The 19,380-nt window shown below is 60.5% G+C and carries 23 protein-coding genes; 12 read left to right on the forward strand and 11 right to left on the reverse strand.

Going from position 1 to position 19,380, the window contains the following annotated elements; genetic code table 11:
- Positions 1 to 2: 2 nt before the first annotated feature.
- The 11 genes from ACR2TX_RS14300 to ACR2TX_RS14350 form a co-directional block, all read right to left on the reverse strand.
- On the reverse strand, positions 3 to 773 hold the full coding sequence (locus tag ACR2TX_RS14300; protein WP_077729122.1) for an ankyrin repeat domain-containing protein: 771 nt from the start codon (positions 771 to 773) through the stop codon (positions 3 to 5).
- A 38-nt stretch (positions 774 to 811) separates the two neighbouring features.
- Entirely contained in the window at positions 812 to 1,075 is a 264-nt protein-coding gene (locus tag ACR2TX_RS14305) for a hypothetical protein (RefSeq protein WP_077729053.1), read from the reverse strand.
- Positions 1,076 to 1,191: 116 nt separating this feature from the next.
- Positions 1,192 to 2,802 carry a nitroreductase family protein gene (locus ACR2TX_RS14310; protein ID WP_077729054.1) on the reverse strand — a complete coding sequence of 537 codons (1,611 nt, stop codon included), beginning with the start codon at positions 2,800 to 2,802 and terminating at the stop codon, positions 1,192 to 1,194.
- A gap of 118 nt (positions 2,803 to 2,920) precedes the next feature.
- Entirely contained in the window at positions 2,921 to 3,355 is a 435-nt protein-coding gene (locus ACR2TX_RS14315) for an ArsC/Spx/MgsR family protein (RefSeq protein ID WP_434129902.1), read from the reverse strand.
- Between the two features lie 135 nt (positions 3,356 to 3,490).
- Entirely contained in the window at positions 3,491 to 3,820 is a 330-nt protein-coding gene (locus tag ACR2TX_RS14320) for a Rieske 2Fe-2S domain-containing protein (RefSeq protein ID WP_077729056.1), read from the reverse strand.
- An 11-nt stretch (positions 3,821 to 3,831) separates the two neighbouring features.
- A complete protein-coding gene (locus ACR2TX_RS14325; RefSeq protein WP_077729057.1) occupies positions 3,832 to 4,239 on the reverse strand; it encodes a GIY-YIG nuclease family protein in 408 nt (135 codons plus the stop codon).
- 19 nt (positions 4,240 to 4,258) lie between these two features.
- The gene (gene draG / locus ACR2TX_RS14330) at positions 4,259 to 5,179 is read right to left on the reverse strand and encodes an ADP-ribosyl-[dinitrogen reductase] hydrolase (protein ID WP_434112087.1); all 921 of its coding nucleotides are present in this window, start codon (positions 5,177 to 5,179) and stop codon (positions 4,259 to 4,261) included.
- Complete coding sequence (locus ACR2TX_RS14335; RefSeq protein WP_077729059.1) at positions 5,179 to 5,994, reverse strand: NAD(+)--dinitrogen-reductase ADP-D-ribosyltransferase; 816 nt, start codon at positions 5,992 to 5,994, stop codon at positions 5,179 to 5,181. The genes draG and ACR2TX_RS14335 overlap by 1 nt, the downstream gene beginning before the upstream one ends.
- A 22-nt stretch (positions 5,995 to 6,016) precedes the next feature.
- The gene (locus ACR2TX_RS14340) at positions 6,017 to 6,601 is read right to left on the reverse strand and encodes a hypothetical protein (protein ID WP_347258238.1); all 585 of its coding nucleotides are present in this window, start codon (positions 6,599 to 6,601) and stop codon (positions 6,017 to 6,019) included.
- Positions 6,602 to 6,610: 9 nt separating this feature from the next.
- Positions 6,611 to 7,045 (reverse strand): group II truncated hemoglobin, encoded by a 435-nt coding sequence (locus tag ACR2TX_RS14345; RefSeq protein WP_434129904.1) that lies wholly within the window; start codon positions 7,043 to 7,045, stop codon positions 6,611 to 6,613.
- Positions 7,042 to 7,467, reverse strand: coding sequence for a response regulator (locus ACR2TX_RS14350; protein WP_077729062.1), 426 nt, complete (start codon positions 7,465 to 7,467; stop codon positions 7,042 to 7,044). The genes ACR2TX_RS14345 and ACR2TX_RS14350 overlap by 4 nt, the downstream gene beginning before the upstream one ends.
- A gap of 534 nt (positions 7,468 to 8,001) precedes the next feature.
- Here ACR2TX_RS14350 and nifH point away from each other — a divergent pair.
- The 12 genes from nifH (at position 8,002) to ACR2TX_RS14410 (ending at position 19,243) form a co-directional block, all read left to right on the forward strand.
- Positions 8,002 to 8,883, forward strand: coding sequence for a nitrogenase iron protein (gene nifH / locus ACR2TX_RS14355; RefSeq protein ID WP_077729123.1), 882 nt, complete (start codon positions 8,002 to 8,004; stop codon positions 8,881 to 8,883).
- A 99-nt stretch (positions 8,884 to 8,982) separates the two neighbouring features.
- Positions 8,983 to 10,452 carry a nitrogenase molybdenum-iron protein alpha chain gene (gene nifD / locus ACR2TX_RS14360; protein ID WP_077729063.1) on the forward strand — a complete coding sequence of 490 codons (1,470 nt, stop codon included), beginning with the start codon at positions 8,983 to 8,985 and terminating at the stop codon, positions 10,450 to 10,452.
- A gap of 93 nt (positions 10,453 to 10,545) precedes the next feature.
- On the forward strand, positions 10,546 to 12,105 hold the full coding sequence (nifK, locus tag ACR2TX_RS14365) for a nitrogenase molybdenum-iron protein subunit beta (protein WP_077729064.1): 1,560 nt from the start codon (positions 10,546 to 10,548) through the stop codon (positions 12,103 to 12,105).
- Between the two features lie 144 nt (positions 12,106 to 12,249).
- Positions 12,250 to 12,597 (forward strand): 2Fe-2S iron-sulfur cluster-binding protein, encoded by a 348-nt coding sequence (locus tag ACR2TX_RS14370; protein WP_077729065.1) that lies wholly within the window; start codon positions 12,250 to 12,252, stop codon positions 12,595 to 12,597.
- A gap of 288 nt (positions 12,598 to 12,885) precedes the next feature.
- Entirely contained in the window at positions 12,886 to 14,574 is a 1,689-nt protein-coding gene (gene nifE / locus ACR2TX_RS14375; protein WP_077729066.1) for a nitrogenase iron-molybdenum cofactor biosynthesis protein NifE, read from the forward strand.
- 9 nt (positions 14,575 to 14,583) lie between these two features.
- On the forward strand, positions 14,584 to 15,957 hold the full coding sequence (nifN, locus tag ACR2TX_RS14380) for a nitrogenase iron-molybdenum cofactor biosynthesis protein NifN (protein WP_077729067.1): 1,374 nt from the start codon (positions 14,584 to 14,586) through the stop codon (positions 15,955 to 15,957).
- A gap of 43 nt (positions 15,958 to 16,000) precedes the next feature.
- Positions 16,001 to 16,423, forward strand: coding sequence for a nitrogen fixation protein NifX (nifX, locus tag ACR2TX_RS14385; RefSeq protein ID WP_077729124.1), 423 nt, complete (start codon positions 16,001 to 16,003; stop codon positions 16,421 to 16,423).
- Entirely contained in the window at positions 16,416 to 16,895 is a 480-nt protein-coding gene (locus ACR2TX_RS14390; RefSeq protein ID WP_077729068.1) for a NifX-associated nitrogen fixation protein, read from the forward strand. Before nifX ends, ACR2TX_RS14390 begins: the two co-directional genes overlap by 8 nt.
- Positions 16,896 to 17,010: 115 nt before the next feature.
- Positions 17,011 to 17,199 carry a CCE_0567 family metalloprotein gene (locus ACR2TX_RS14395; protein WP_077729069.1) on the forward strand — a complete coding sequence of 63 codons (189 nt, stop codon included), beginning with the start codon at positions 17,011 to 17,013 and terminating at the stop codon, positions 17,197 to 17,199.
- A 9-nt stretch (positions 17,200 to 17,208) separates the two neighbouring features.
- Positions 17,209 to 17,514: a ferredoxin III, nif-specific gene (gene fdxB, locus ACR2TX_RS14400; protein WP_077729070.1), complete on the forward strand. Its 306-nt coding sequence runs from the start codon at positions 17,209 to 17,211 to the stop codon at positions 17,512 to 17,514.
- Positions 17,514 to 18,164, forward strand: a complete 651-nt coding sequence (locus ACR2TX_RS14405; RefSeq protein WP_434129907.1) for a nitrogen fixation protein NifQ — start codon at positions 17,514 to 17,516, stop codon at positions 18,162 to 18,164. Before fdxB ends, ACR2TX_RS14405 begins: the two co-directional genes overlap by 1 nt.
- Positions 18,143 to 19,243, forward strand: coding sequence for a YgfZ/GcvT domain-containing protein (locus ACR2TX_RS14410; protein ID WP_434129909.1), 1,101 nt, complete (start codon positions 18,143 to 18,145; stop codon positions 19,241 to 19,243). The genes ACR2TX_RS14405 and ACR2TX_RS14410 overlap by 22 nt, the downstream gene beginning before the upstream one ends.
- Positions 19,244 to 19,380 lie beyond the last annotated feature (137 nt).

Genomic DNA, 19,380 nt, shown 5'->3' on the forward strand with positions numbered 1-19,380 from the left:
CGCTACCGTGCCGCTGCGCGCAGCAAGTTCAAGCAATCCAGATTGGCGGCCATGTCCAGGGCGGTGAAATCGTCCAGGGTCTTGATGCCGGTATCGGCGCCGGCCGCCAGCAAGCGAGCGACGACCGCTGTTTTGCCGGTGGATGCGGCGTACATAAGACAAGTCGCACCGTTCTCGTTTTGATGGTCTACGGCGATTCCCCGCTCGATCAAGCGACCTATGACGCCGAGGTTTTCCCCGTAACAGGCCAGCCACAGTGCATTGTTGCCGTCGCTGTTGAGGGGTTCCAGCGAGGCGCCGGCTTCGAGCAGCGCCTCCACGATGGCTTCGTCGCCGAGCCGGCAGGCGTGCATCAGGGGCGTCATCCGGTTGTCGCGGGTTGCCTCGATGTCGTCGGGCGGAAACCCGTGCTCGCTCAGCCAGTCGCGAAGGGCAGGGCTCAAGTCCGCGGAACCCGGCGCGGGCACGGTGGCGCGCCAGGCCTCGTAGCCGTCGATCAGATCGTAGATCGTCTTGAAGCCGAAGTCCCGGAACATTTGCGCATAGGTCTGGCTGGCATTGCCGTGATAGCAGTAGATCAGCACCGGCTGCGATTTGGGCGTCCGCATGAGCACCTGCTCCAGATTGGCACCCGACAGATGCCGAGCGGCTCCTATGCGTCCCGCCGCGAACGAATCCGCGTCTCGCACATCGAAAATCAACAGCTCCGGCTGTTCCAGCAAAGCTTGGGTTTCGGCGACGTTCAGCCGTCGCCACGCGGTTTCCGCGGTCATAACGTCTCCTCGATATTCAAAGTACTTGCCCGGTTCGTTCATTCCTCGTCCGGAGTCGCCATCCAGCTATAGCCGCCTTGGTCCCAAAGCTGGGCCAGCAGCCGATCGGTGTCGTAGTTCGGGTACTGCGCCTTCACTGTGTCGAATTCCGTGAGAAACGCCGCGACATCGTCCCCCTCGATGTAAGTCGATGCCCGGTCTTCCTTTGAGCGGAGTATGTAGGTGGCGCCGTTTCCGCTGGACAAGAGCGCATACTGTTCGCCTTCCGCCACGACGATTACAGGTTCCTGTGTGTCAGGCATCGCTTGATTCTCCTTCCGCAGTCGTACCATCAGTGATCTTGCTCATGTATCTATCCACCGTAATGCTCAATGAACTGTTCTCGGGATTCGTAAAAAGTCGTACTGTGATGCGCGGATCAGTCCGGATCGCGCCCCGCATAGGGCGGCAGGGTGAGTATCCGCGTGTCGGTCAGCGGGAAACCCACCGTGAAGTGGTACAGGGACTGAAAGGCCCGGCCGGAAAGTCCGAGGAGGTCGTGAAAGACATCGTCGAAATAGCAGCCGATGCCGGTCCCGCGGATGCCGACGGCTTCCGCCTCCAGATAGAGCACCTGGCCCAATAGCCCCGCCTCCCAGAATAATTCCCGATAGCGCCACGGCTGCGCGGCGACGATCGGCTCGAATTCCGTCAGCATCCCCAAGGCGAAAGCGCAGTCAGAGCCGATCGCCTGGTGGCAATGGAGGGCTCTGGACAGCTTGCCGCAGTCGGCCTCCGCGATCCTGAACAAGGGCAGATGTTCCGGGCAACCCGCCGGCTTGGTCCAGGAGAAATCGCTACGGAAGGCGGCTCTCAGTTCGGGTTCGATCGCGGTCCGGCGCGGAAGGGCATAGAGTCCCGGCTCCAACCCCTCGACGCGATGCACGAAGAACACCGGGTGCACGCGCGGGGTGAGGTTCCACACGTCCCAGGGCGTAATCCGGCGGGGCAGCAGGGCATCCAGCAGATGGTAAAAGCCCGCAGTGCTCAGTACTTCTCGCCGGTCGAAATGTTGCGCGCTGCGCCTTTGCCGGATGAGCGCGGCAGCCGGCTCCGGGCAATCGGTCCGCCTCGGCGGGTAGGTTTCGATCACGCCGGGTTCGGGCGGAGTGGCGAGCGCTCGGGTTGCTTCCGCGACCTCTTCGATTATCGGCCAGCGGTACATGGGATGGGGATCGAGCACGTTGGCTTGACCGCTCCACGCGCTTCCGGGCGGAACCAGTTCCGAGGGATCGAACTTCCCGGAATTCGCGTCCTCGGGATCGGCGATCACTTCGAGCAGAAGCTCCGCTTCCTCCCGCTCGGCTCCGGAAAAGTCCTCGTTCCGATCGAGCCCGAGACCGGCGGCCAATTCGGCAAAGCCGATACCGCTCACCCACCTAAGGCGCCAGCCCAGGGTTGCTGCGGCGTAGCGCAATGCGCCGATGGCATGGCCGGTATCCAGTTGGCAATAGCGGAAGGCCCGTTCGCCGTATTTCCAGGCTTCCCTCCAGTGGATCGAACTCAAGGCGACGAACAGTCGCGGGGCCGTGGAGGGCTCGGCAAACCGGCAGCGCTGCTCCAGTACATGATCGCGGCTGACATAGTGGTACACGCCGTCGGGAACCTCGGGAACCGATAGGCAGACGACATAGCCCTCGGTAGGATGCAGATTGCCGCTAGACGGATTGCAGCGCAGGGCCCAGCGATCCGGGCCGTACTCTTTCCAGGCCGAGAGTCCCAGGGACAATTCCAGCAAAATACCGACGGTTTCGAGCGAAAGCGCTTGCGGCGTCACGGTTTCGGGCAGCGACAAAGCGCCGAAGGGCGTCGCCAGCCGATCCGCGGCCAAGGGCAGTCGGATCGCGGGGGCGCCCTCGAAACGGCGGAACGGGTCGGGCTGGCTGTCCCAATCGAGCGTTTCCGGCCCCGCGGCATAACGCTCCAGCCGATGCTTGGTCCGCTCGTGATAGGCCAGTACCCGCGCCAGAGCGTCCGATACGGTATTCATGGTTGCGCCCCCGGTAGCTTCATGGCGTCGGCAAAGGATTGCCGACCTACCCGGCGTTCCTCGGTGGTGGGTTGGTAGGTCGGGAATCCTTTCCCGACGCAGGCCTTATCAGAATTCATCAGACTGAATGCTTCACGGCCGGCGTCGGACAGTGTTCGGCGCGCCGGCACTGTTCGAGGTTCGCGGTTTCGCCCGTGCTCGGAGCCAGACCGATCCAGTCGTGGACGCGCTGCGTGTCGAAACCCGCTTCCCGGCGCTCGCCCACTTGCATCAAAGGCCGTCTTATCAGCAGGGGATCTTCGAGCATGAGAGCCAGCGCTTCCTGTTCACCGAGCGCTTCCGGCACCACCTCTCCGGATTTCACTCTGGGCGCCGCCCGGTTGAACCATTCGGACACCGGCTTATCGCCAAAGAACGCGCGCAGATCTTCGGCGGTCCAGCGGGTTTCGAGAAGATTGCGAACGATGAGCTCGTGTCCGGCTTCCAATAAGAGGTGCTTCTGCCGGGCGTTGTTGGCGCAGCCGGGTTTTTCGTAAAAAAGAATGGTTGCCATGGATTCGATCCGCTTTGTAGGAGAATTCATAGGATGCGCTGAGGTACGAAGCGCCCTTGGACTAGGCTCAGGACAGGCATCACTCGCGAACGATGCGCTTCACTGCGTTCAGCACATCCTACGCCTCTGCTCGGGCTAGCCGACGAACACGGGCGTAATCCCGTCGGTATCGATCAGCACCTCCTCGCCCTCGATCTTCAGGGGATATTCGGCGAGCGTGCAGGGCTTGCCCTTGACACAGGCCCCGGTAGCGCCTTCGAATGCCCAATCGTGGTGCGCGCAGGTCAGGGTTTTGCCATCGAATCGGGCATCGGCCAGCGGCTCCTTGAAATGCGGACACAGCCCCTGAAACGCACGGGGCTGGTCGCCTTGTGGCCAAACCACCAGCATCAGGGTGCGGTTGACCGCCACCACTTCGTATTTTCCCTCCCGGAGTTCGTTCAAGTCGCAGGCTTTCGTAAACATGTTGAAAATCCTCACACGGTAAATGATTTGGACAGAAATCCGGCGGTACCGGACAGGGTGAGACTGGTGGTATCGAACGGAAAGTCGCGGACGTATTCGCTGTTTTCCGGCGGTTTGTGCTTGAAGATCAGCGCCGCCGCGCAGCGTTCGAGCGTTTCGGCATCCATCGGGGCGAAGTTGAAGCAGAGTTCTTCGCCGGTGTCGATGTGGGATTCCCAATCGGCCTGTTTGACGTGATCCTCAAGGCAGTCGCGAACGTTTTCCGAGGCGCCGATATAGATGAGCTTCTGCGGCGAGCAGGTCTGCTTCTTGCCGCTGTAGATGCAGGTGTAAACGCAATAGACCCCGGATTTAGCGGGTATCCCTCTCTTTTTCTTTTCTCTCCAATAGCCTTCGAACGCGATCGAAAAATTGCCCATGATTTCCGTCCTCTCGAAGTCAAGTACCGGTTGGCGGGACCCAGCCCGGCGATTGCGCGTGTTCGTCCGCGATTCCAAGCAAGGCGGCGGTCTGCCGCTCGATGTGCCGTACCACCTCGGTGTCCAGGCTTTTCAGCCAGCGCGCGGGGATGGCGGAGACGCCGTAAGCCGCACCCGCCAGCATGCCGGCGAGCGCGCCCGTGGTGTCGGCGTCATCGCCTTGATTGACGACGCCCACGACGCAGCCGGCGAAGGAGTCCGTGCCGAGGAAAAAATGCAGCACGGTTTGTACGGTGTCGACGATGTAGCCGCTGGCGCGTCCGGGATAGGGATCGAAGCAGAATTCCGGATGGGTCTCGACCAGCGCCGCGACGAGCGGACGGCAGTCTTCCGGCGAGCCGCCGCAAACCAGGCGCTGCACCATGCGGCCCAGAGTCAGCGTGGCCGCGTCGGAGAGCGGATGGTGGTGGGTGAAATGGCACTGCTCCAGCGTCCACAGGGAGAAGGCGTCCGCATCCCCCAAGGTGGCGAGGGCCACCGGCAGGTTGCGCATGCAGGCGCCGTTGCCTGCGTCGCCGGGGTTCGGAGGTCCGGAAAGGCTTCCGTCCAGCAGATAGCGGCGAATGCCGCGGCGGCAGGTGTTGCCCACGTCCGGCGGTTTTCGCTTGAGCCACGCGGCGAAGGCTTCCGCCACGGCCTTGAGGTCCCAGCCGCCGCTTTCGATGATCGCCCCGCCCAGTGCCAGGGACATTTCGGTATCGTCGGTCACCTGTCCGGCTTTGAGTTTGAGCCAGCCGCCGCCGACGATCTTGTCGTGGACGCCGTATTGATGCCGGATTTCCCGCGGCGTCATGAACTCCACGGTGGCGCCCAGAGCGTCGCCGACGGCGAGTCCCAAATAGGCACCGAGGGCGCGGTCATGGAGTAGTTGCGTGTCCATCAGTAGTAGGAGGCCTTGACCCGATACTCGCCGCCGATGACCAGGTATTCCCATTCGCCTTTGAGCGGATGGCGCGGCAAAAGGTTATTGAAGAAGAAGATTTTCACCACGGGCACCTGTACCTCCAGGATGAAGTCGCCGAACTCGCAGGCGGTCTCCCGGTTTGCCGTGAACGACACCAGGTTGTTGAGCCGCACATTGAGCCAGCGGCCCTCGCGGGGACCGATCTGACGCTGTTCGTCGAAGTGATTCTCGCCCCGGTACAGGGTGACATGGCGTCGACCCCACAAGCCGAAACGGGCGATGGCCCATTGGCAGAATTCATACATCAGGTCGAGCTGGAGATTGATGCTGTTGTTGTGGAAACGGCTCGACATCTTTTCCTCGATATAGGCGATCCAGGCCGGAGAGGTGAAGCGCGTCAAGGGCTCCTTGTGGAAGGTCGGAAACAGGCCGAAGCGGCTTTCCACCCAGCCCTTGAGAACCGCGCCCTGGGGATTGTTGGAATCGAACCCCCAGCCGCTCAAGAGCTTCAGATAGCTGGAACGGAAGCGGCGCGGACCGGTACCGTCCTGCCCGGCCGGCGGTTCGCCGTTGAGGCCGAACAGGACGTACATGTATTCCTGAAAGATCTCCGCCGCCGTTTGAGCGTCCTCGGCTTCCCTGAGCCGATCGAACAATCCGTAATTCGCTTCCCGCACGCCGCTGATATGCAGCGGCAGCGGGTGCTCGTTGAATGCCGTGCTGGCCAAGAGCCCGGTCGGGACGCCTACCAGATTGGTGCTGTGACCGATGCGGGCGATGTCTTGCGCCATGCAAGGGCGAATCCCATTCCGTCTAAACGGGCCGATTCTCGGGGATCTTTATCGGACCCATGATCTTCAGGCCTTCCTCGAAGGTGATTTCCGGAAACTTCTCGGTGAACTCGGCGGCGGCGTCGGCGATGATCTGCAGCTTGCCGGCGGTGTCGAGCTTTTTCAGATCGCCGCGATCGATGTTGAACAAGTCGCGGAGTTCGTTGTACACGGTCGCTTCCTCCAGCGGCAGCACCCAGAAGGTGGTCCCGCCGTAAGCGATCTGATAGCGGCTCGAGATATCCAGGTTGCCGGCGAAGAAGAAATATTTTCCGGTGGGCGACAGCTTGTCCCCCACGACCTCGCACAACAGCTTGAGGTGCTCCAGGGACAGCGCCACGCCCGCCAGAAACGGGATGGTCGGCTCGCCGGCCTTGGCGACGATCATGACCTGATCGAAGCGGATCTCAGGGGGCCGCGCCTCATCGCTGAATTGTTGCGCGAACTTCAAGGCGATCTCGCCCCGGAAACCGAAATATCCCGGTTTGGTCTCTCCCTTGAAAACCGGAGAGATGAGACGCTTTTCGGCGTCCAGGCTGGCGAGAGGTGTTTCGGTGATAGTGGTCATAACACTCCTTCAGGGTTGGTTGCGAAGAAAATCTGCGGTTTTGAAAAAAGAAGCGGCGAGTTGGGCTCGCAGATCGGCGTTGGAAACTTGCTCCTCCAGCGCCCGGTTCATGCAAGCCATCCAGGCATCCCGCGCGGCGGTGTCGATGGGGAAGGGCAGATGCTTCTGCCGAAGCCGTGGCGGTCCATGGCGCTCGGCATACAGCGGCGGGCCGCCGAGCCAGCCGGACAGAAACAGGAACAGCTTCTCCTTGGCCGGAGCGAGATCCGGAGGATGCATCGCCCGAATGGCCCGCGCTTCGGGCAGCTCGTCCATCAACTGGTAGAAACGCTCGACCAAGCGGCGTACGGCTTGCTCACCCCCGATCTGGCGGTAGTGAGGATTGTCGACCGACGCCGGAAGCGTGACCGCCGTGGCGAGTGGAAGCGTGGGCGACTGTTTCACACCACTTGAACCGGTATGCTCAGTTTCACCTTGCGTCCCAACTGCGCATCGACCTTTTGCCGGGTCTTTTCGATGGTCAGGGGTTTCGGCAGGATGGAATTCACGCCGTTCTTGAGACATTCCTTGGCCAGGGGATCGGTTGCGGAGTCCGCGACCAGGATGATCTTGAGGTCGGCAATCTTCGACCGGATATCCGCCAGGACTTCGATGCCTTTTTCCTGCACGATGCCTATCCCTAAAAGCAGCACGTCCGGTTTCCAGTCCTTCGCCTTGGCATAGGCGGCGTCCAGGCTGGACAACTCGTGCGTTTCGATTTCGTCGTGAAGCATGAACTGTAGGGCGGCGCTGGTGATTTCGTCGCTGTCGACGACGAACACCCGTCTGTTGTCCACGGCCCTTTCTGTGTCTACACCGATCTGCATGGGCTACTCCTCGAGTGTATTGAAGCGATCGCGCAAGCGGCGGGAAATATTCTCGGACTGCCATAAGGCATAGGAGACGACCCGCGCACGCTCACGAGTGACGCCTAACCTTTAGCAATCTTCGTTCCATTAGCTCGGCGGGAGCTGACGGCGGCCGAAGTGCCTGATTTTCCGTTTATCGGGCGATCGACCCTCGATTCGGAGCAGTCCGGATCGTTTGTATCGTTCCTTACAAACCGTATGGTTTTGTCCGGTTAGTAACACCTGATCGCTGCTCGAAAAGCTACAAAAACGGCGAGGAATGGGAAATTTTCAGCTGAAGAAACAAGGGCTTAAGTGTTGTGTTTTGCGTGTGGCACAGTCGTTGCTCGGTAGCTGTCGACCAGTACTCGTCCATTCACCGAAAGAAACGGTGAGCGGCAGAAGAAAAAAAAGAAAAGCTCGCCGTGTTTGAGCCAGACATTTTTTCTTTCGGCGGATTTGCTGGCCACAGAGGTTTTATCGATCAACGTGTTTATTGACTGGAGATTGATCATGTCAGATTTGAGACAAATCGCTTTTTACGGGAAAGGCGGCATCGGCAAATCCACCACTTCCCAAAACACCCTGGCGGCTCTGGCCGAAATGGGGCAGCGCATCCTTATCGTCGGCTGCGATCCGAAAGCCGACTCCACCCGTCTGATCCTTCACGCAAAGGCGCAGGATACCATCCTCAGCCTGGCCGCTGCTGCCGGCAGCGTAGAAGACCTCGAGCTCGAGGACGTAATGAAGGTCGGCTACCGCGACATCCGTTGCGTTGAATCGGGTGGTCCGGAGCCGGGTGTCGGCTGCGCAGGTCGCGGCGTTATCACCTCCATCAACTTCCTGGAGGAAGAAGGCGCCTACGAGGACATCGACTACGTCTCCTATGACGTACTCGGCGACGTCGTGTGCGGCGGTTTCGCGATGCCCATCCGCGAAAACAAGGCGCAGGAAATCTACATCGTCATGTCCGGCGAAATGATGGCCATGTACGCGGCCAACAACATTTCCAAGGGCATTCTGAAATACGCCAACTCGGGCGGCGTACGTTTGGGCGGCTTGGTCTGCAACGAACGTCAGACCGATAAGGAGCTGGAATTGGCAGAAGCTTTGGCCGGTAAGCTCGGCACCAAGCTGATCCACTTCGTGCCGCGCGACAACATCGTGCAGCACGCGGAACTCCGCCGCATGACCGTCATGGAATATGCTCCGGATTCGAAGCAGGCCAACGAGTACCGTCAGTTGGCTCAGAAGATCCACAACAATTCCGGCAACGGCATCATCCCGACCCCGATCACCATGGACGAGCTCGAGGATCTCTTGATGGCCCACGGCATCATGAAGCAGATCGACGAGTCGCAGGTCGGCAAGACCGCGGCGGAAATCGCGGCGTAAGAAGTTGGTTGGGGAGCGGGACCTCACGGCAAACGATCCGCCCGGCCCGCTCCTCTCCTTCAAGCGTCATCCATCCAACAACTGAATCTGGAGAGCAACATGAGCCTCACAGTTGAGCAAACCAAACAGAGAAACAAGGAACTCATTAGCGAGGTCCTGTCGGTCTACCCGGAGAAGACCGCGAAAAGGCGTGCCAAGCACCTCGGCACATTTGAGGAAGGCAAGCCCGACTGCGGGGTGAAATCCAATGTCAAGTCGATCCCCGGGGTCATGACCATCCGCGGCTGCGCTTACGCCGGCTCCAAGGGTGTGGTCTGGGGTCCCATCAAGGACATGATCCACATCAGCCACGGTCCGGTCGGTTGCGGCCAGTACTCCTGGGCATCGCGCCGCAATTACTACATCGGCACCACCGGCATCGACACCTTCGTCACGATGCAGTTCACCTCCGACTTCCAGGAGAAGGACATCGTCTTCGGCGGCGACAAGAAGCTGGAGAAAATCATCGACGAGATCCAGGATCTGTTCCCGCTGAACCACGGCATCACCGTGCAGTCGGAGTGCCCGATCGGTCTCATCGGCGACGACATCGAAGCGGTCTCCAAGAAAAAATCCAAGGAATACGACGGCAAGACCATAGTGCCGGTGCGCTGCGAAGGTTTCCGCGGCGTTTCGCAGTCCTTGGGCCACCACATCGCAAACGACTCGATCCGCGACTGGGTATTCGACAAGTCGGGCGACAAGCATCCCGAGTTCAAGACCACGCCTTACGACGTATCCATCATCGGCGACTACAACATCGGCGGTGATGCCTGGGCGTCCCGCATCCTGCTCGAGGAAATGGGTCTCCGCGTGATCGCCCAATGGTCCGGCGACGGTTCTTTGGCCGAATTGGAGAACACTCCGAAGGCCAAGCTGAACGTGCTCCACTGCTACCGCTCGATGAACTACATCTCGCGTCACATGGAAGAGAAGTACGGGATTCCGTGGGTGGAATACAACTTCTTCGGCCCGACCAAGATCGAGGAGTCGTTGCGCAATATCGCCAGCCACTTCGACGACAAGATCAAGGAAGGTGCCGAGCGCGTCATCGCGAAGTACCGTCCGCTGATGGATGCGGTGATCGCCAAGTACCGTCCGCGTCTGGAAGGCAAGAAAGTCATGCTGTTCGTCGGCGGCCTGCGCCCGCGTCACGTGATCGGCGCTTACGAGGATCTCGGCATGGAAATCGTCGGTACCGGCTACGAGTTCGGCCACAACGACGACTACCAGCGTACCACTCACTACGTCAAGGACGGCACCCTGATCTACGACGACGTGACTGGCTTTGAGTTCGAGAAGTTCGTCGAAGCGATCCAGCCCGACCTGGTCGGTTCGGGTATCAAGGAAAAGTACGTCTTCCAGAAGATGGGCGTGCCGTTCCGTCAGATGCACTCCTGGGATTATTCGGGTCCTTACCACGGCTATGACGGCTTCGCCATCTTCGCCCGCGACATGGACATGGCCATCAACAATCCGGTCTGGAGTTTGGCCAAGACACCCTGGAAACGGAACGGGGCCCACGCCTAGTCCGGTGAGGGAGAGTAGGGTGCGCCGCGCGCACCATCCAGACCGACCCGGTGCGCACGTCGCACCCTACAACCGCTACTTTGGAGTTACATCATGAGCCAGAATGCAGAGAAGGTGCTCGATCACTTCAACCTGTTCCGCCAACCGGAATATGTGGAATTGTTCGAGAACAAAAAGAAAGAATTCGAATTCGCCGAATCGGACGATAAAGTCGAGGAGGTGAGGGAATGGGCCAAGACCTGGGAATACCGGGAGAAGAACTTTGCCCGCGAAGCCCTGACGGTCAATCCGGCCAAGGCCTGCCAACCGTTGGGTGCGGTGTTCGCCGCCGTGGGATTCGAGGGGACCATTCCCTTCGTGCACGGTTCGCAAGGTTGCGTCGCCTACTACCGCAGCCACTTCAGCCGCCATTTCAAGGAACCGTCGTCGTGCGTGTCTTCGTCCATGACCGAAGATGCCGCAGTATTCGGGGGCTTGAGCAACATGGTCGACGGCTTGGCCAACACGTACAACATGTACCAGCCGAAGATGATCTCGGTATCGACCACCTGCATGGCTGAAGTGATCGGCGACGACCTCAACGCCTTCATAAAGACCGCCAAGGAAAAGGGCAGCCTGCCGGCGGAATTCGATGTGCCTTTCGCCCATACCCCGGCCTTCGTCGGCAGCCATATCACCGGCTACGACAACGTGCTCAAGGGTATTTTGTGGCACTTCTGGGACGGCAAGGCGGGTACCACGGCTCCCTTGACGCGCGTGCCCAACGAGAAGATCAACTTCATCGGCGGTTTCGACGGCTACACGGTCGGCAATCTGCGTGAAGTCAAACGCATCTTCGATCTGATGGGCGTCGAATACACCATTCTCGCGGATAACAGCGATGTCTGGGATACGCCCACCGACGGCACCTTCCGCATGTACGACGGCGGCACCACTCTGGAAGAAACCGCTAACGCTCTGCACGCCAAGGCAACCATCTCCATGCAGGAATTCAGCACGGAAAAGACCCTGCCGTTCATCGCGGAGCACGGCCAGGAAACGGTCGCGTTCAATCATCCCATCGGCGTAAAGGCGACCGACGCATTCCTGATGGAGATCTCGCGCATCACCGGCAAGCCGATTCCGGAAGCCCTGGAGAAGGAACGCGGACGCCTGGTGGATGCGATCGCCGATTCGACCGCGCACATTCACGGTCAGAAGTTCGCCATCTACGGCGACCCCGACCTCTGCCTGGGGTTGGCCGCCTTCTTGCTCGAACTGGGGGCCGAACCGACCCACGTGCTGGCCACCAACGGCGGTAAAGCCTGGGAAAAGAAGGTGCAGGAGCTGTTCGATTCCTCGCCCTTCGGCAAGAACTGCCACGTGTACGCCGGCAAGGATCTGTGGCACATGCGCTCGCTGCTGTTCACCGAGCCGGTCGACTTCCTGATCGGCAACACCTATGGCAAGTACCTGGAGCGCGACACCGGAACCCCGCTGATCCGCATCGGCTTCCCGGTATTCGATCGGCATCACCATCACCGCTATCCGGTATGGGGCTACCAAGGCGCGATGAACGTTCTCGTCTGGATTCTGGACAAGATCTTCGACGAGATGGACAAGAACACCATCGTGCCGGCCAAAACCGACTACAGCTACGACATCATTCGGTAGGGTTGGAAGCTATCAGGTCGGACACATCCAGAGTCGTAGGGCGGGTTAGCGGAGCGTAACCCGCCTATCGCGGAATCGGCGGGTTACGCCGGATTACCGGCTAACCCGCCCTACGGCACTTTTTAACCAAGCAGAGGATTATTAATGGCTAATGTGACTTTCAGTTCGCCCGCGATGCGCAAGGACGTCACGGTGTATGCCACCGCCGGCGACTGCCATACGCTGCTCGCGGTGGCGCAGAAGAACAAGATTCCCATCCATTTCGAGTGCGAAAACGGGGAATGCGGTTCCTGCGCCGTGGAAGTTACGGTTCTTTCCGACAAGCTGCCCATGGGCATGCACTTGACCGAAAAGGAAAAGACCGTGCTCCGGCTGGCCGGAAAAATCACCCGAGAGCAGATCGAGCAGGCGGAACTGACGGACGAACCGCCGCCCTGGCGGCTGGCCTGCCAGTACATCGTCCGTGACGAGGACATCGTAGTGCGATTCTAAAGGGCCGATAGCCTAAGCCGGAGGGGTTATGAGCAGCTTGAACGATATGGTCGTAGGTCGGCAATCCTTTGCCGACGAAGGCGTCGGGAAGAGATTCCCGACCTACTCTAGGGCACCTCGAAAAACCTACTGCGCGCCCCCATGTGCTGCGTTGCGCGGTGCTCGGAATCCTCATGTACTCCATGTACACTCCGGTTCCTGTGCTCCGGGCGCCTTGCACTCGGGGCGCTCGCGACGGTTTTTCGAGGTGCCCCTACTGTCGCAGCGCCCTGGAGAGCGGAGTAACCCATGAGCAGCTTATCCAACAAGATTCAAGACGTTTTCAACGAGCCCGGTTGCGGAAAAAACCAGGGCAAGTCGGAAAAGGAGCGCAAGAAAGGCTGCACGAAGCAGTTGCAGCCTGGCGGAGCGGCCGGCGGTTGCGCTTTCGACGGCGCCAAGATCGCGTTGCAGCCCATCACCGACGTGGCTCACCTGGTTCACGGGCCCATCGCCTGCGAGGGCAACTCCTGGGACAACCGCGGCTCCAAATCCTCCGGCTCCAATCTCTGGCGTACTGGCTTCACCACCGACATCAACGAAACCGACGTGGTTTTCGGCGGCGAGAAGCGACTGTTCAAATCGATCAAGGAAATCATCGACAAATACGATCCGCCGGCGGTCTTCGTCTACCAGACCTGCGTGCCGGCCATGATCGGCGACGATATCGAAGCCGTGTGCAAAGCGGCCTCGAAAAAATTCGGGAAGCCGGTCGTACCGGTCAATTCGCCCGGCTTCGTGGGTCCCAAGAACCTCGGCAACAAACTGGCGGGCGAGGCCATCCTCGATCACGTCATCGGCACCGAGGAGCCCGAATACACCACGCCTTACGACATCAACATCATCGGCGAATACAACCTTTCCGGCGAGCTGTGGCAGGTCAAGCCGCTGCTGGACGAGCTCGGCATCCGCATCCTGTGCTGCATCTCCGGCGACGCCAAATACAAGGACGTGGCCAGCTCCCACCGCGCCAGGGCGGCCATGATGGTGTGCTCGAAATCCATGATCAACATCGCCCGCAAGATGGAGGAACGCTACGAAATTCCGTTCTTCGAAGGCTCCTTCTACGGCATCGAGGATACCAGCGAGGCGCTTCGGGAAATCTCGCGCCTGCTGATCGAGCGCGGCGCGCCCGCCGAACTCATGGAACGCACCGAAGCCCTGATCGCCCGGGAGGAAGCGCGGGCGTGGGCCGCCATCGAGCCTTACAAGAAGCGCCTGACCGGCAAAAAGGTGCTGCTCATCACCGGCGGCGTGAAATCCTGGTCGGTGGTGGCCGCGCTTCAGGAAGCCGGCATGGAGATCGTCGGGACCAGCGTCAAGAAGTCGACCAAGGAAGACAAGGAGCGGATCAAGGAGATCATGGGCGAAGACGCCCACATGATCGACGACATGACGCCGCGCGAAATGTACAAGATGCTCAAGGATGCCAAGGCCGACATCATGCTGTCCGGGGGCCGTTCGCAGTTCGTCGCCCTCAAGGCCAAGATGCCGTGGCTGGACATCAACCAGGAACGCCATCACGCCTATATGGGTTACGTCGGCATGGTCGAACTGGTCAAGGAAATCGACAAGGCGCTGTACAACCCGGTCTGGGAACAGGTGCGGAAGCGCGCGCCCTGGGAAGAAGCGACGTGGGAAGAGGTGGCGGATTCAGCCATCGCTGCCGAGGCGGCTGTCTTGGCCGCGAATCCTGAACTGGCTCGCGAAAAACGCCGTTCCACTCCGGTTTGCAATTGCAAATCGGTCGCTCGCGGCGCTATCGAGGACGCCATCGTCGAGCATGGATTGAGCTCGGCGGACGCGGTGTCGGAAAAGACCCAGGCGGGAACGGGCTGCGGCAGTTGCAAAGGCAAGCTGGAAAAGATTCTCGAAACGATGGACCACTGGCACCCGGACGCAGGGAAAGCCGCGTCGCAAGCTCAGCAGGCCGCATGAGGTAACGCCATGGCCACCGTGATCACCCCGAAGAAATCCTGCTCGGTCAACCCCTTGAAGATGAGCCAGCCGATCGGCAGCGCGCTCGCTTTCATGGGGATCAAGAACTGCATGCCGCTTTTCCACGGCTCGCAGGGCTGCACCTCGTTCGGACTGGTCCTGTTCGTGCGGCATTTCAAGGAAGCGATTCCGTTGCAGACTACCGCCATGAGCGAAGTGGCGACCGTGCTCGGCGGACTCGAAAACGTGGAGCAGGCGGTCATCACGATCGCCAACCGGCAAAAGCCTTCCATTATCGGCATTTCGTCCACCGGCGTGACCGAGACCAAGGGCGACGACGTGGACGCCTATATCAAGCTGATCCGGGAGAAGCATCCCGAGCTGGACCACATCGCTCTTGTTTATGTGTCGACGCCCGATTTCAAGGACGCGTTTCAGGACGGCTGGGCCAAGACCGTGACCAAGCTGGTCGAGCAACTGGTCGAACCGGTTCCGGTCGGCGCCGCGCGCCTTCCCAACCGGGTGAATCTTTTGCCGGGCGCCCATCTTACGCCCGGAGACATCGACGAACTCCGCGACGTGCTCGAAGCCTTCGGCCTTGAGGTCCTGGTCCTGCCGGACCTCTCGGGCTCCCTGGACGGCCACATCCCTGACGATTTCACGCCGACCACCCTGGGCGGCATTTCCCTGGAAGAAATCGCTAGCCTCGGACGATCCGCGCATACCATCGCGGTCGGCGAACAGATGCGCGAGGCCGCGGTCGCCCTGGAAGCCAAGACCGGGGTTCCCTACACCCTGTTCGATCGGCTCACGGGGCTCGAGCCGAACGATGCGCTAATCAGCCTGTGTGCCCGAATCAGCGGACGGCTGGTTCCGACCAAGATCCGCCGCCAGCGCGGCCAGCTGGTCGACGCCATGCTCGACGGCCATTTCCATTTCGGCGGCAAGAAAATCGCCATAGGCGCCGAGCCCGACTTGCTCTGGACCCTGAGCGAATGGGCCAGGGAACTCGGCGCCGAAACCGCCGCGGCGGTGACGACCACGGCCTCTCCGCTGCTGGAGCGAATCTCCACAGAGGAAGTCCTGATCGGCGACTTGGAAGACCTGGAAGCTCGCGCTGCCGGCTGCGATCTTCTGATGACTCACTCTCACGGGAGGCAAGCGGCGGAAAGACTGAAGATTCCGTTCTACCGCATCGGCATCCCCATGTTCGATCGACTAGGCGCCGCGCATCAGACCATCGTCGGTTATCGCGGGACCCGCAACCTCATTTTCGAGATTGCCAATATGTTCATCGCCAACGGCCATGAGCCCACGCCTGAAACCTGGTATCGATCCGAGGAGAACGAACGTGCTGGCACGGCGGCGGTTGCGGCTCATTAAGCCGGAAGCTCAATCAAACGAATCCTTTTATCGCGGAGGAAGCATGAAGGTCGCATTCTCTACCCAAGACCTACAACGGGTCGACGCCCATTTCGGATGGGCCAAGAACATCGCCATCTATGAATTGTCGGCGGAGGGCTATCGCTTCCTCGAAGCCGTGCAATTCGAGGGCGACCTGCAGGAAGACGGCAACGAAGACAAGCTGGCTCCGAAGCTCGAAGCCATCAAGGACTGCGCAATTCTTTACGTCGCCGCCATCGGCGGTTCCGGCGCGGCGCGGGTGGTGGCCCAGGGCATACATCCCATGAAGGTTCCGCAGCCCGAGCCTATCACCGATCTCTTGGACAAACTCCAGCAGGTCCTCAAAGGCACTCCGCCGCCCTGGCTCCGCAAGGTGCTGGCGAAGGAAGGCAAGGGGCAGGACCGTGAATTCGATTTTGAAGAAGAAGAGGTGGAACATGGCTGAAGCATTGGCAGTAAAAACCGAAGGCGCGGCATCGCCCATGGAGTCGGCGTTCATCAAGGAATTGGTCAAGCAATGGCGCGCGCAGGATTCCTACGGCACCTGGGACGGCAAGAGCGACGAAATGCTGCTCGAACCTTACATCCTCACCAAGGAGAAGCGGCAGGCGATTCCCATCGTCGGCGATCCCGACCCCGAGATTTTGTGGCGTCTGGAACTGTTCTATAACGCCGTCGGCCTTTCCATCGAGCGGGCCAGCGGGGTCATGGTGACGCCCATGATGAAGATGTCGCACGAAGGCTTCGGCCGCATGGTACTGATCGCCGGCCGGCTGATCGTGGTGAACAAGCAGTTGCGCGACGTTCACCGGTTCGGATTTCCGTCCATGGAAAAACTCGCGGAGGAAGGCGAGAAACTCGTGGCCGCAGGAGTGGACATGATCAACAAATATTCCGAAGTGGCCCGGTACAGTTGAGAACAACGTAGGGTGGGTCAGGCCGGATCCGGCCGTAACCCGCCGGAAACCGCGAGAAGGCGGGGCACAGTCATCGACGGAACCCCGCCCGAACCGGCAAACCAACGAGGCACCCATGACAGACGCAGAAGATACGAAAGCCAAACTGAAAAAACTGAACGCCCAGGCGACCGCGCTGAAAATGGATCTCCACGACTTGGCCGAGGATTTGCCCACCGGCTGGGAGCGAATCCTGGAAGTCGCGGAGAAAACCTATCAGGCCTATCGTGAACTGGACGAATTCCGCAAAACCAGCGCTGGTTAGGAGTCTACGATGAGCGAATTTACGGTCACCCTACCCGGGGGCAAGGTATGGACCCCCAAATTTGTCGAGATCATCGACCAGGAGAAATGTATCGGCTGCGGACGCTGCTATAAGGTCTGCGGACGCGAAGTCCTGGAGATGGTCGGAGTCAACGAGGACGGCGAAATAGTCACGCTCAGCCAGGACGAGGACGAGGACGACGAATACGACAAGAAAGTGATGTCGATCGCCAACGTCGCGAACTGCGTGGGGTGTGAGGCTTGCGCCAAGATATGCCCCAAGCAGTGCTATACCCACGAAGCGGCGGCAGCCTGATGCCAGCCCCCATGCGCCAGCCCATCCCGAACGCTTCGGCGCCCGTTCCCTCGGCGGTCCATTACGATCCGCTGATGGGCTACGCCCGCGACCCGCAGGACTCCGTGACCCGCACATTCGTTTCGGCGATCGAGATGGCGCGGAGCTCGTCCAGGCTGACGGGGCGGGCGGCCTTCGGTCTCGATGCGGAGGAGTTCGAGGGGCTGCTCGACCGGTATTTTCCCGGTGCCGCGGGCATTTATCTCACGCCGACATTGAAAGCATCGCTCGCGGGTACCAATAGCCGCCGGATCGAGACGGACGAATTCGAAGATCTCGTGGCGCTGCTTTTGGAACACCGCAGCGACGATAGCCGGGAGAGCCGCTGGCTGGCTTATGCCGTCGCCGCCTGCTGCATGGGGGACGACCATCTGTGGCAGGACATGGGCCTGCCCGACCGAAAGGCCCTGTCGGATCTTCTGGCGCGCCATTTCTCCACCTTGTCCGCCCGGAATACCGGCGGCATGCGCTGGAAGAAGTTTTTCTATAAGCAGCTCTGCGAACGCGACGGCGCCTTCGTCTGCCGCTCCCCCAGCTGCGCGGAGTGCGTCGAATATTCCAATTGTTTCGGACCCGAGGAGGAAAGCGCATGGCAACCGGCGAAGCGATGACCACAACGGGACTCGGCAAAGCGCTTCGCGCGGGCTGTTGCACCGCGGCGGAACTGCCCCCCGAATTATGGCGGGCGGTTTTGGAACAAAGCGGCGCGCGGTTCGACGATTCCGGAGTCATCGACTTCGGGCATGTCGAAGCCGAGCGGCGGCAGGCGCTGAGCGCGGATGTGATGGCGGATCTGTCCCACCACGGCCTGATCGAAGCGCGTGGCGACGACGCCCAGAAATTTCTGGCGAGTCTATTCACCGGCGACGTGCGCCTGGTGTCGGCGGAAAAGGGACTGTTCACCGCCTGGTGCGACGCCAAGGGAAGGGCGCAGGCGACGTTCTGGCTGTTCGTGCACGACGGTGCCTTTCACCTTCTTCTGCCGAAAGGTCTCGTGAAGTCGGTTTTAACCGGATTGAAACTATACCTTCTCAGGGTCAAGGCGACTCTCACTGATGCCGGCAACGACCTGGTCCGCGTAGGTTTATCCGGTCCGAGCATGGAATCCCGGCTCGCCGCCTTGTTCGGCGCGCCGCCGCCCGAACAGGCCGGGGATACCCGCAGCTACGGGGCTTGCACCCTGATGGCGATCACCGGACAACCGCACCCCCGCTGGGTTCTTGTCGGCAGCGCGGCGGCGGTTGCCGAAACGTGGAAAAGCCTTCTGTCCAGTGTTTCGCCCGTAGGGCGGGACGCCTGGTCTCTGCTGGACATTTTGGCCGGCATACCGCTGCTGCTGCCGGAAACGGCCGGCGAGTTCATTCCGCAGATGCTGAACATGGAGGCCCTGGGCGGCCTGTGTTTCACCAAAGGCTGTTATCCGGGACAGGAAGTCATCGCGCGGCTGCATTACCGCGGGCAACTCAAGCGTCGCCTATACCTGGCCTACGTCGCCGGCGATTCGGTTCCGCCGCCCGGTACCACGCTTCATATCGAAGGCATTGCCGAAAGCGTCGGAACAGTGGTCTCCGCCACGCGCCATCCGGATGGGCGGACGGCTCTTCTTGCGGTGGTGAAGATCGAAGAAAAGGATCAAGGGGAAGTTCGGTTAGCGGATGCTCAAGGACCTGGGCTTCGCTTCGTGGAATAGTCGTAGGGCGGGTTAGGCGCTAGCCGTAACCCGCCGAATGCCGGCTGCAAGTACTTAGGATTTAGAAAAATCAGGAGTCCCCTCTCTCCGCGAAAGGGAGAGGGAATCGAAAAACGGGCGAGTTGGACGGTAGGCGA

Origin of the sequence: Methylocaldum sp. GT1BB (genome assembly GCF_051027545.1) — a bacterium.
Taxonomy (GTDB): domain Bacteria; phylum Pseudomonadota; class Gammaproteobacteria; order Methylococcales; family Methylococcaceae; genus Methylocaldum.

Bases quoted from the DNA above. Each gene is read 5' to 3' on its own strand.
- ACR2TX_RS14300 (WP_077729122.1), bottom strand. From the start codon at position 773: ATGACCGCGGAAACCGCGTGGCGACGGCTGAACGTCGCCGAAACCCAA.
- ACR2TX_RS14305 (WP_077729053.1), bottom strand. From the start codon at position 1,075: ATGCCTGACACACAGGAACCTGTAATCGTCGTGGCGGAAGGCGAACAG.
- ACR2TX_RS14310 (WP_077729054.1), bottom strand. From the start codon at position 2,802: ATGAATACCGTATCGGACGCTCTGGCGCGGGTACTGGCCTATCACGAG.
- ACR2TX_RS14315 (WP_434129902.1), bottom strand. From the start codon at position 3,355: ATGGCAACCATTCTTTTTTACGAAAAACCCGGCTGCGCCAACAACGCC.
- ACR2TX_RS14320 (WP_077729056.1), bottom strand. From the start codon at position 3,820: ATGTTTACGAAAGCCTGCGACTTGAACGAACTCCGGGAGGGAAAATAC.
- ACR2TX_RS14325 (WP_077729057.1), bottom strand. From the start codon at position 4,239: ATGGGCAATTTTTCGATCGCGTTCGAAGGCTATTGGAGAGAAAAGAAA.
- draG (WP_434112087.1), bottom strand. From the start codon at position 5,179: ATGGACACGCAACTACTCCATGACCGCGCCCTCGGTGCCTATTTGGGA.
- ACR2TX_RS14335 (WP_077729059.1), bottom strand. From the start codon at position 5,994: ATGGCGCAAGACATCGCCCGCATCGGTCACAGCACCAATCTGGTAGGC.
- ACR2TX_RS14340 (WP_347258238.1), bottom strand. From the start codon at position 6,601: ATGACCACTATCACCGAAACACCTCTCGCCAGCCTGGACGCCGAAAAG.
- ACR2TX_RS14350 (WP_077729062.1), bottom strand. From the start codon at position 7,467: ATGCAGATCGGTGTAGACACAGAAAGGGCCGTGGACAACAGACGGGTG.
- nifH (WP_077729123.1), top strand. From the start codon at position 8,002: ATGTCAGATTTGAGACAAATCGCTTTTTACGGGAAAGGCGGCATCGGC.
- nifD (WP_077729063.1), top strand. From the start codon at position 8,983: ATGAGCCTCACAGTTGAGCAAACCAAACAGAGAAACAAGGAACTCATT.
- nifK (WP_077729064.1), top strand. From the start codon at position 10,546: ATGAGCCAGAATGCAGAGAAGGTGCTCGATCACTTCAACCTGTTCCGC.
- ACR2TX_RS14370 (WP_077729065.1), top strand. From the start codon at position 12,250: ATGGCTAATGTGACTTTCAGTTCGCCCGCGATGCGCAAGGACGTCACG.
- nifE (WP_077729066.1), top strand. From the start codon at position 12,886: ATGAGCAGCTTATCCAACAAGATTCAAGACGTTTTCAACGAGCCCGGT.
- nifN (WP_077729067.1), top strand. From the start codon at position 14,584: ATGGCCACCGTGATCACCCCGAAGAAATCCTGCTCGGTCAACCCCTTG.
- nifX (WP_077729124.1), top strand. From the start codon at position 16,001: ATGAAGGTCGCATTCTCTACCCAAGACCTACAACGGGTCGACGCCCAT.
- ACR2TX_RS14390 (WP_077729068.1), top strand. From the start codon at position 16,416: ATGGCTGAAGCATTGGCAGTAAAAACCGAAGGCGCGGCATCGCCCATG.
- ACR2TX_RS14395 (WP_077729069.1), top strand. From the start codon at position 17,011: ATGACAGACGCAGAAGATACGAAAGCCAAACTGAAAAAACTGAACGCC.
- fdxB (WP_077729070.1), top strand. From the start codon at position 17,209: ATGAGCGAATTTACGGTCACCCTACCCGGGGGCAAGGTATGGACCCCC.
- ACR2TX_RS14405 (WP_434129907.1), top strand. From the start codon at position 17,514: ATGCCAGCCCCCATGCGCCAGCCCATCCCGAACGCTTCGGCGCCCGTT.
- ACR2TX_RS14410 (WP_434129909.1), top strand. From the start codon at position 18,143: ATGGCAACCGGCGAAGCGATGACCACAACGGGACTCGGCAAAGCGCTT.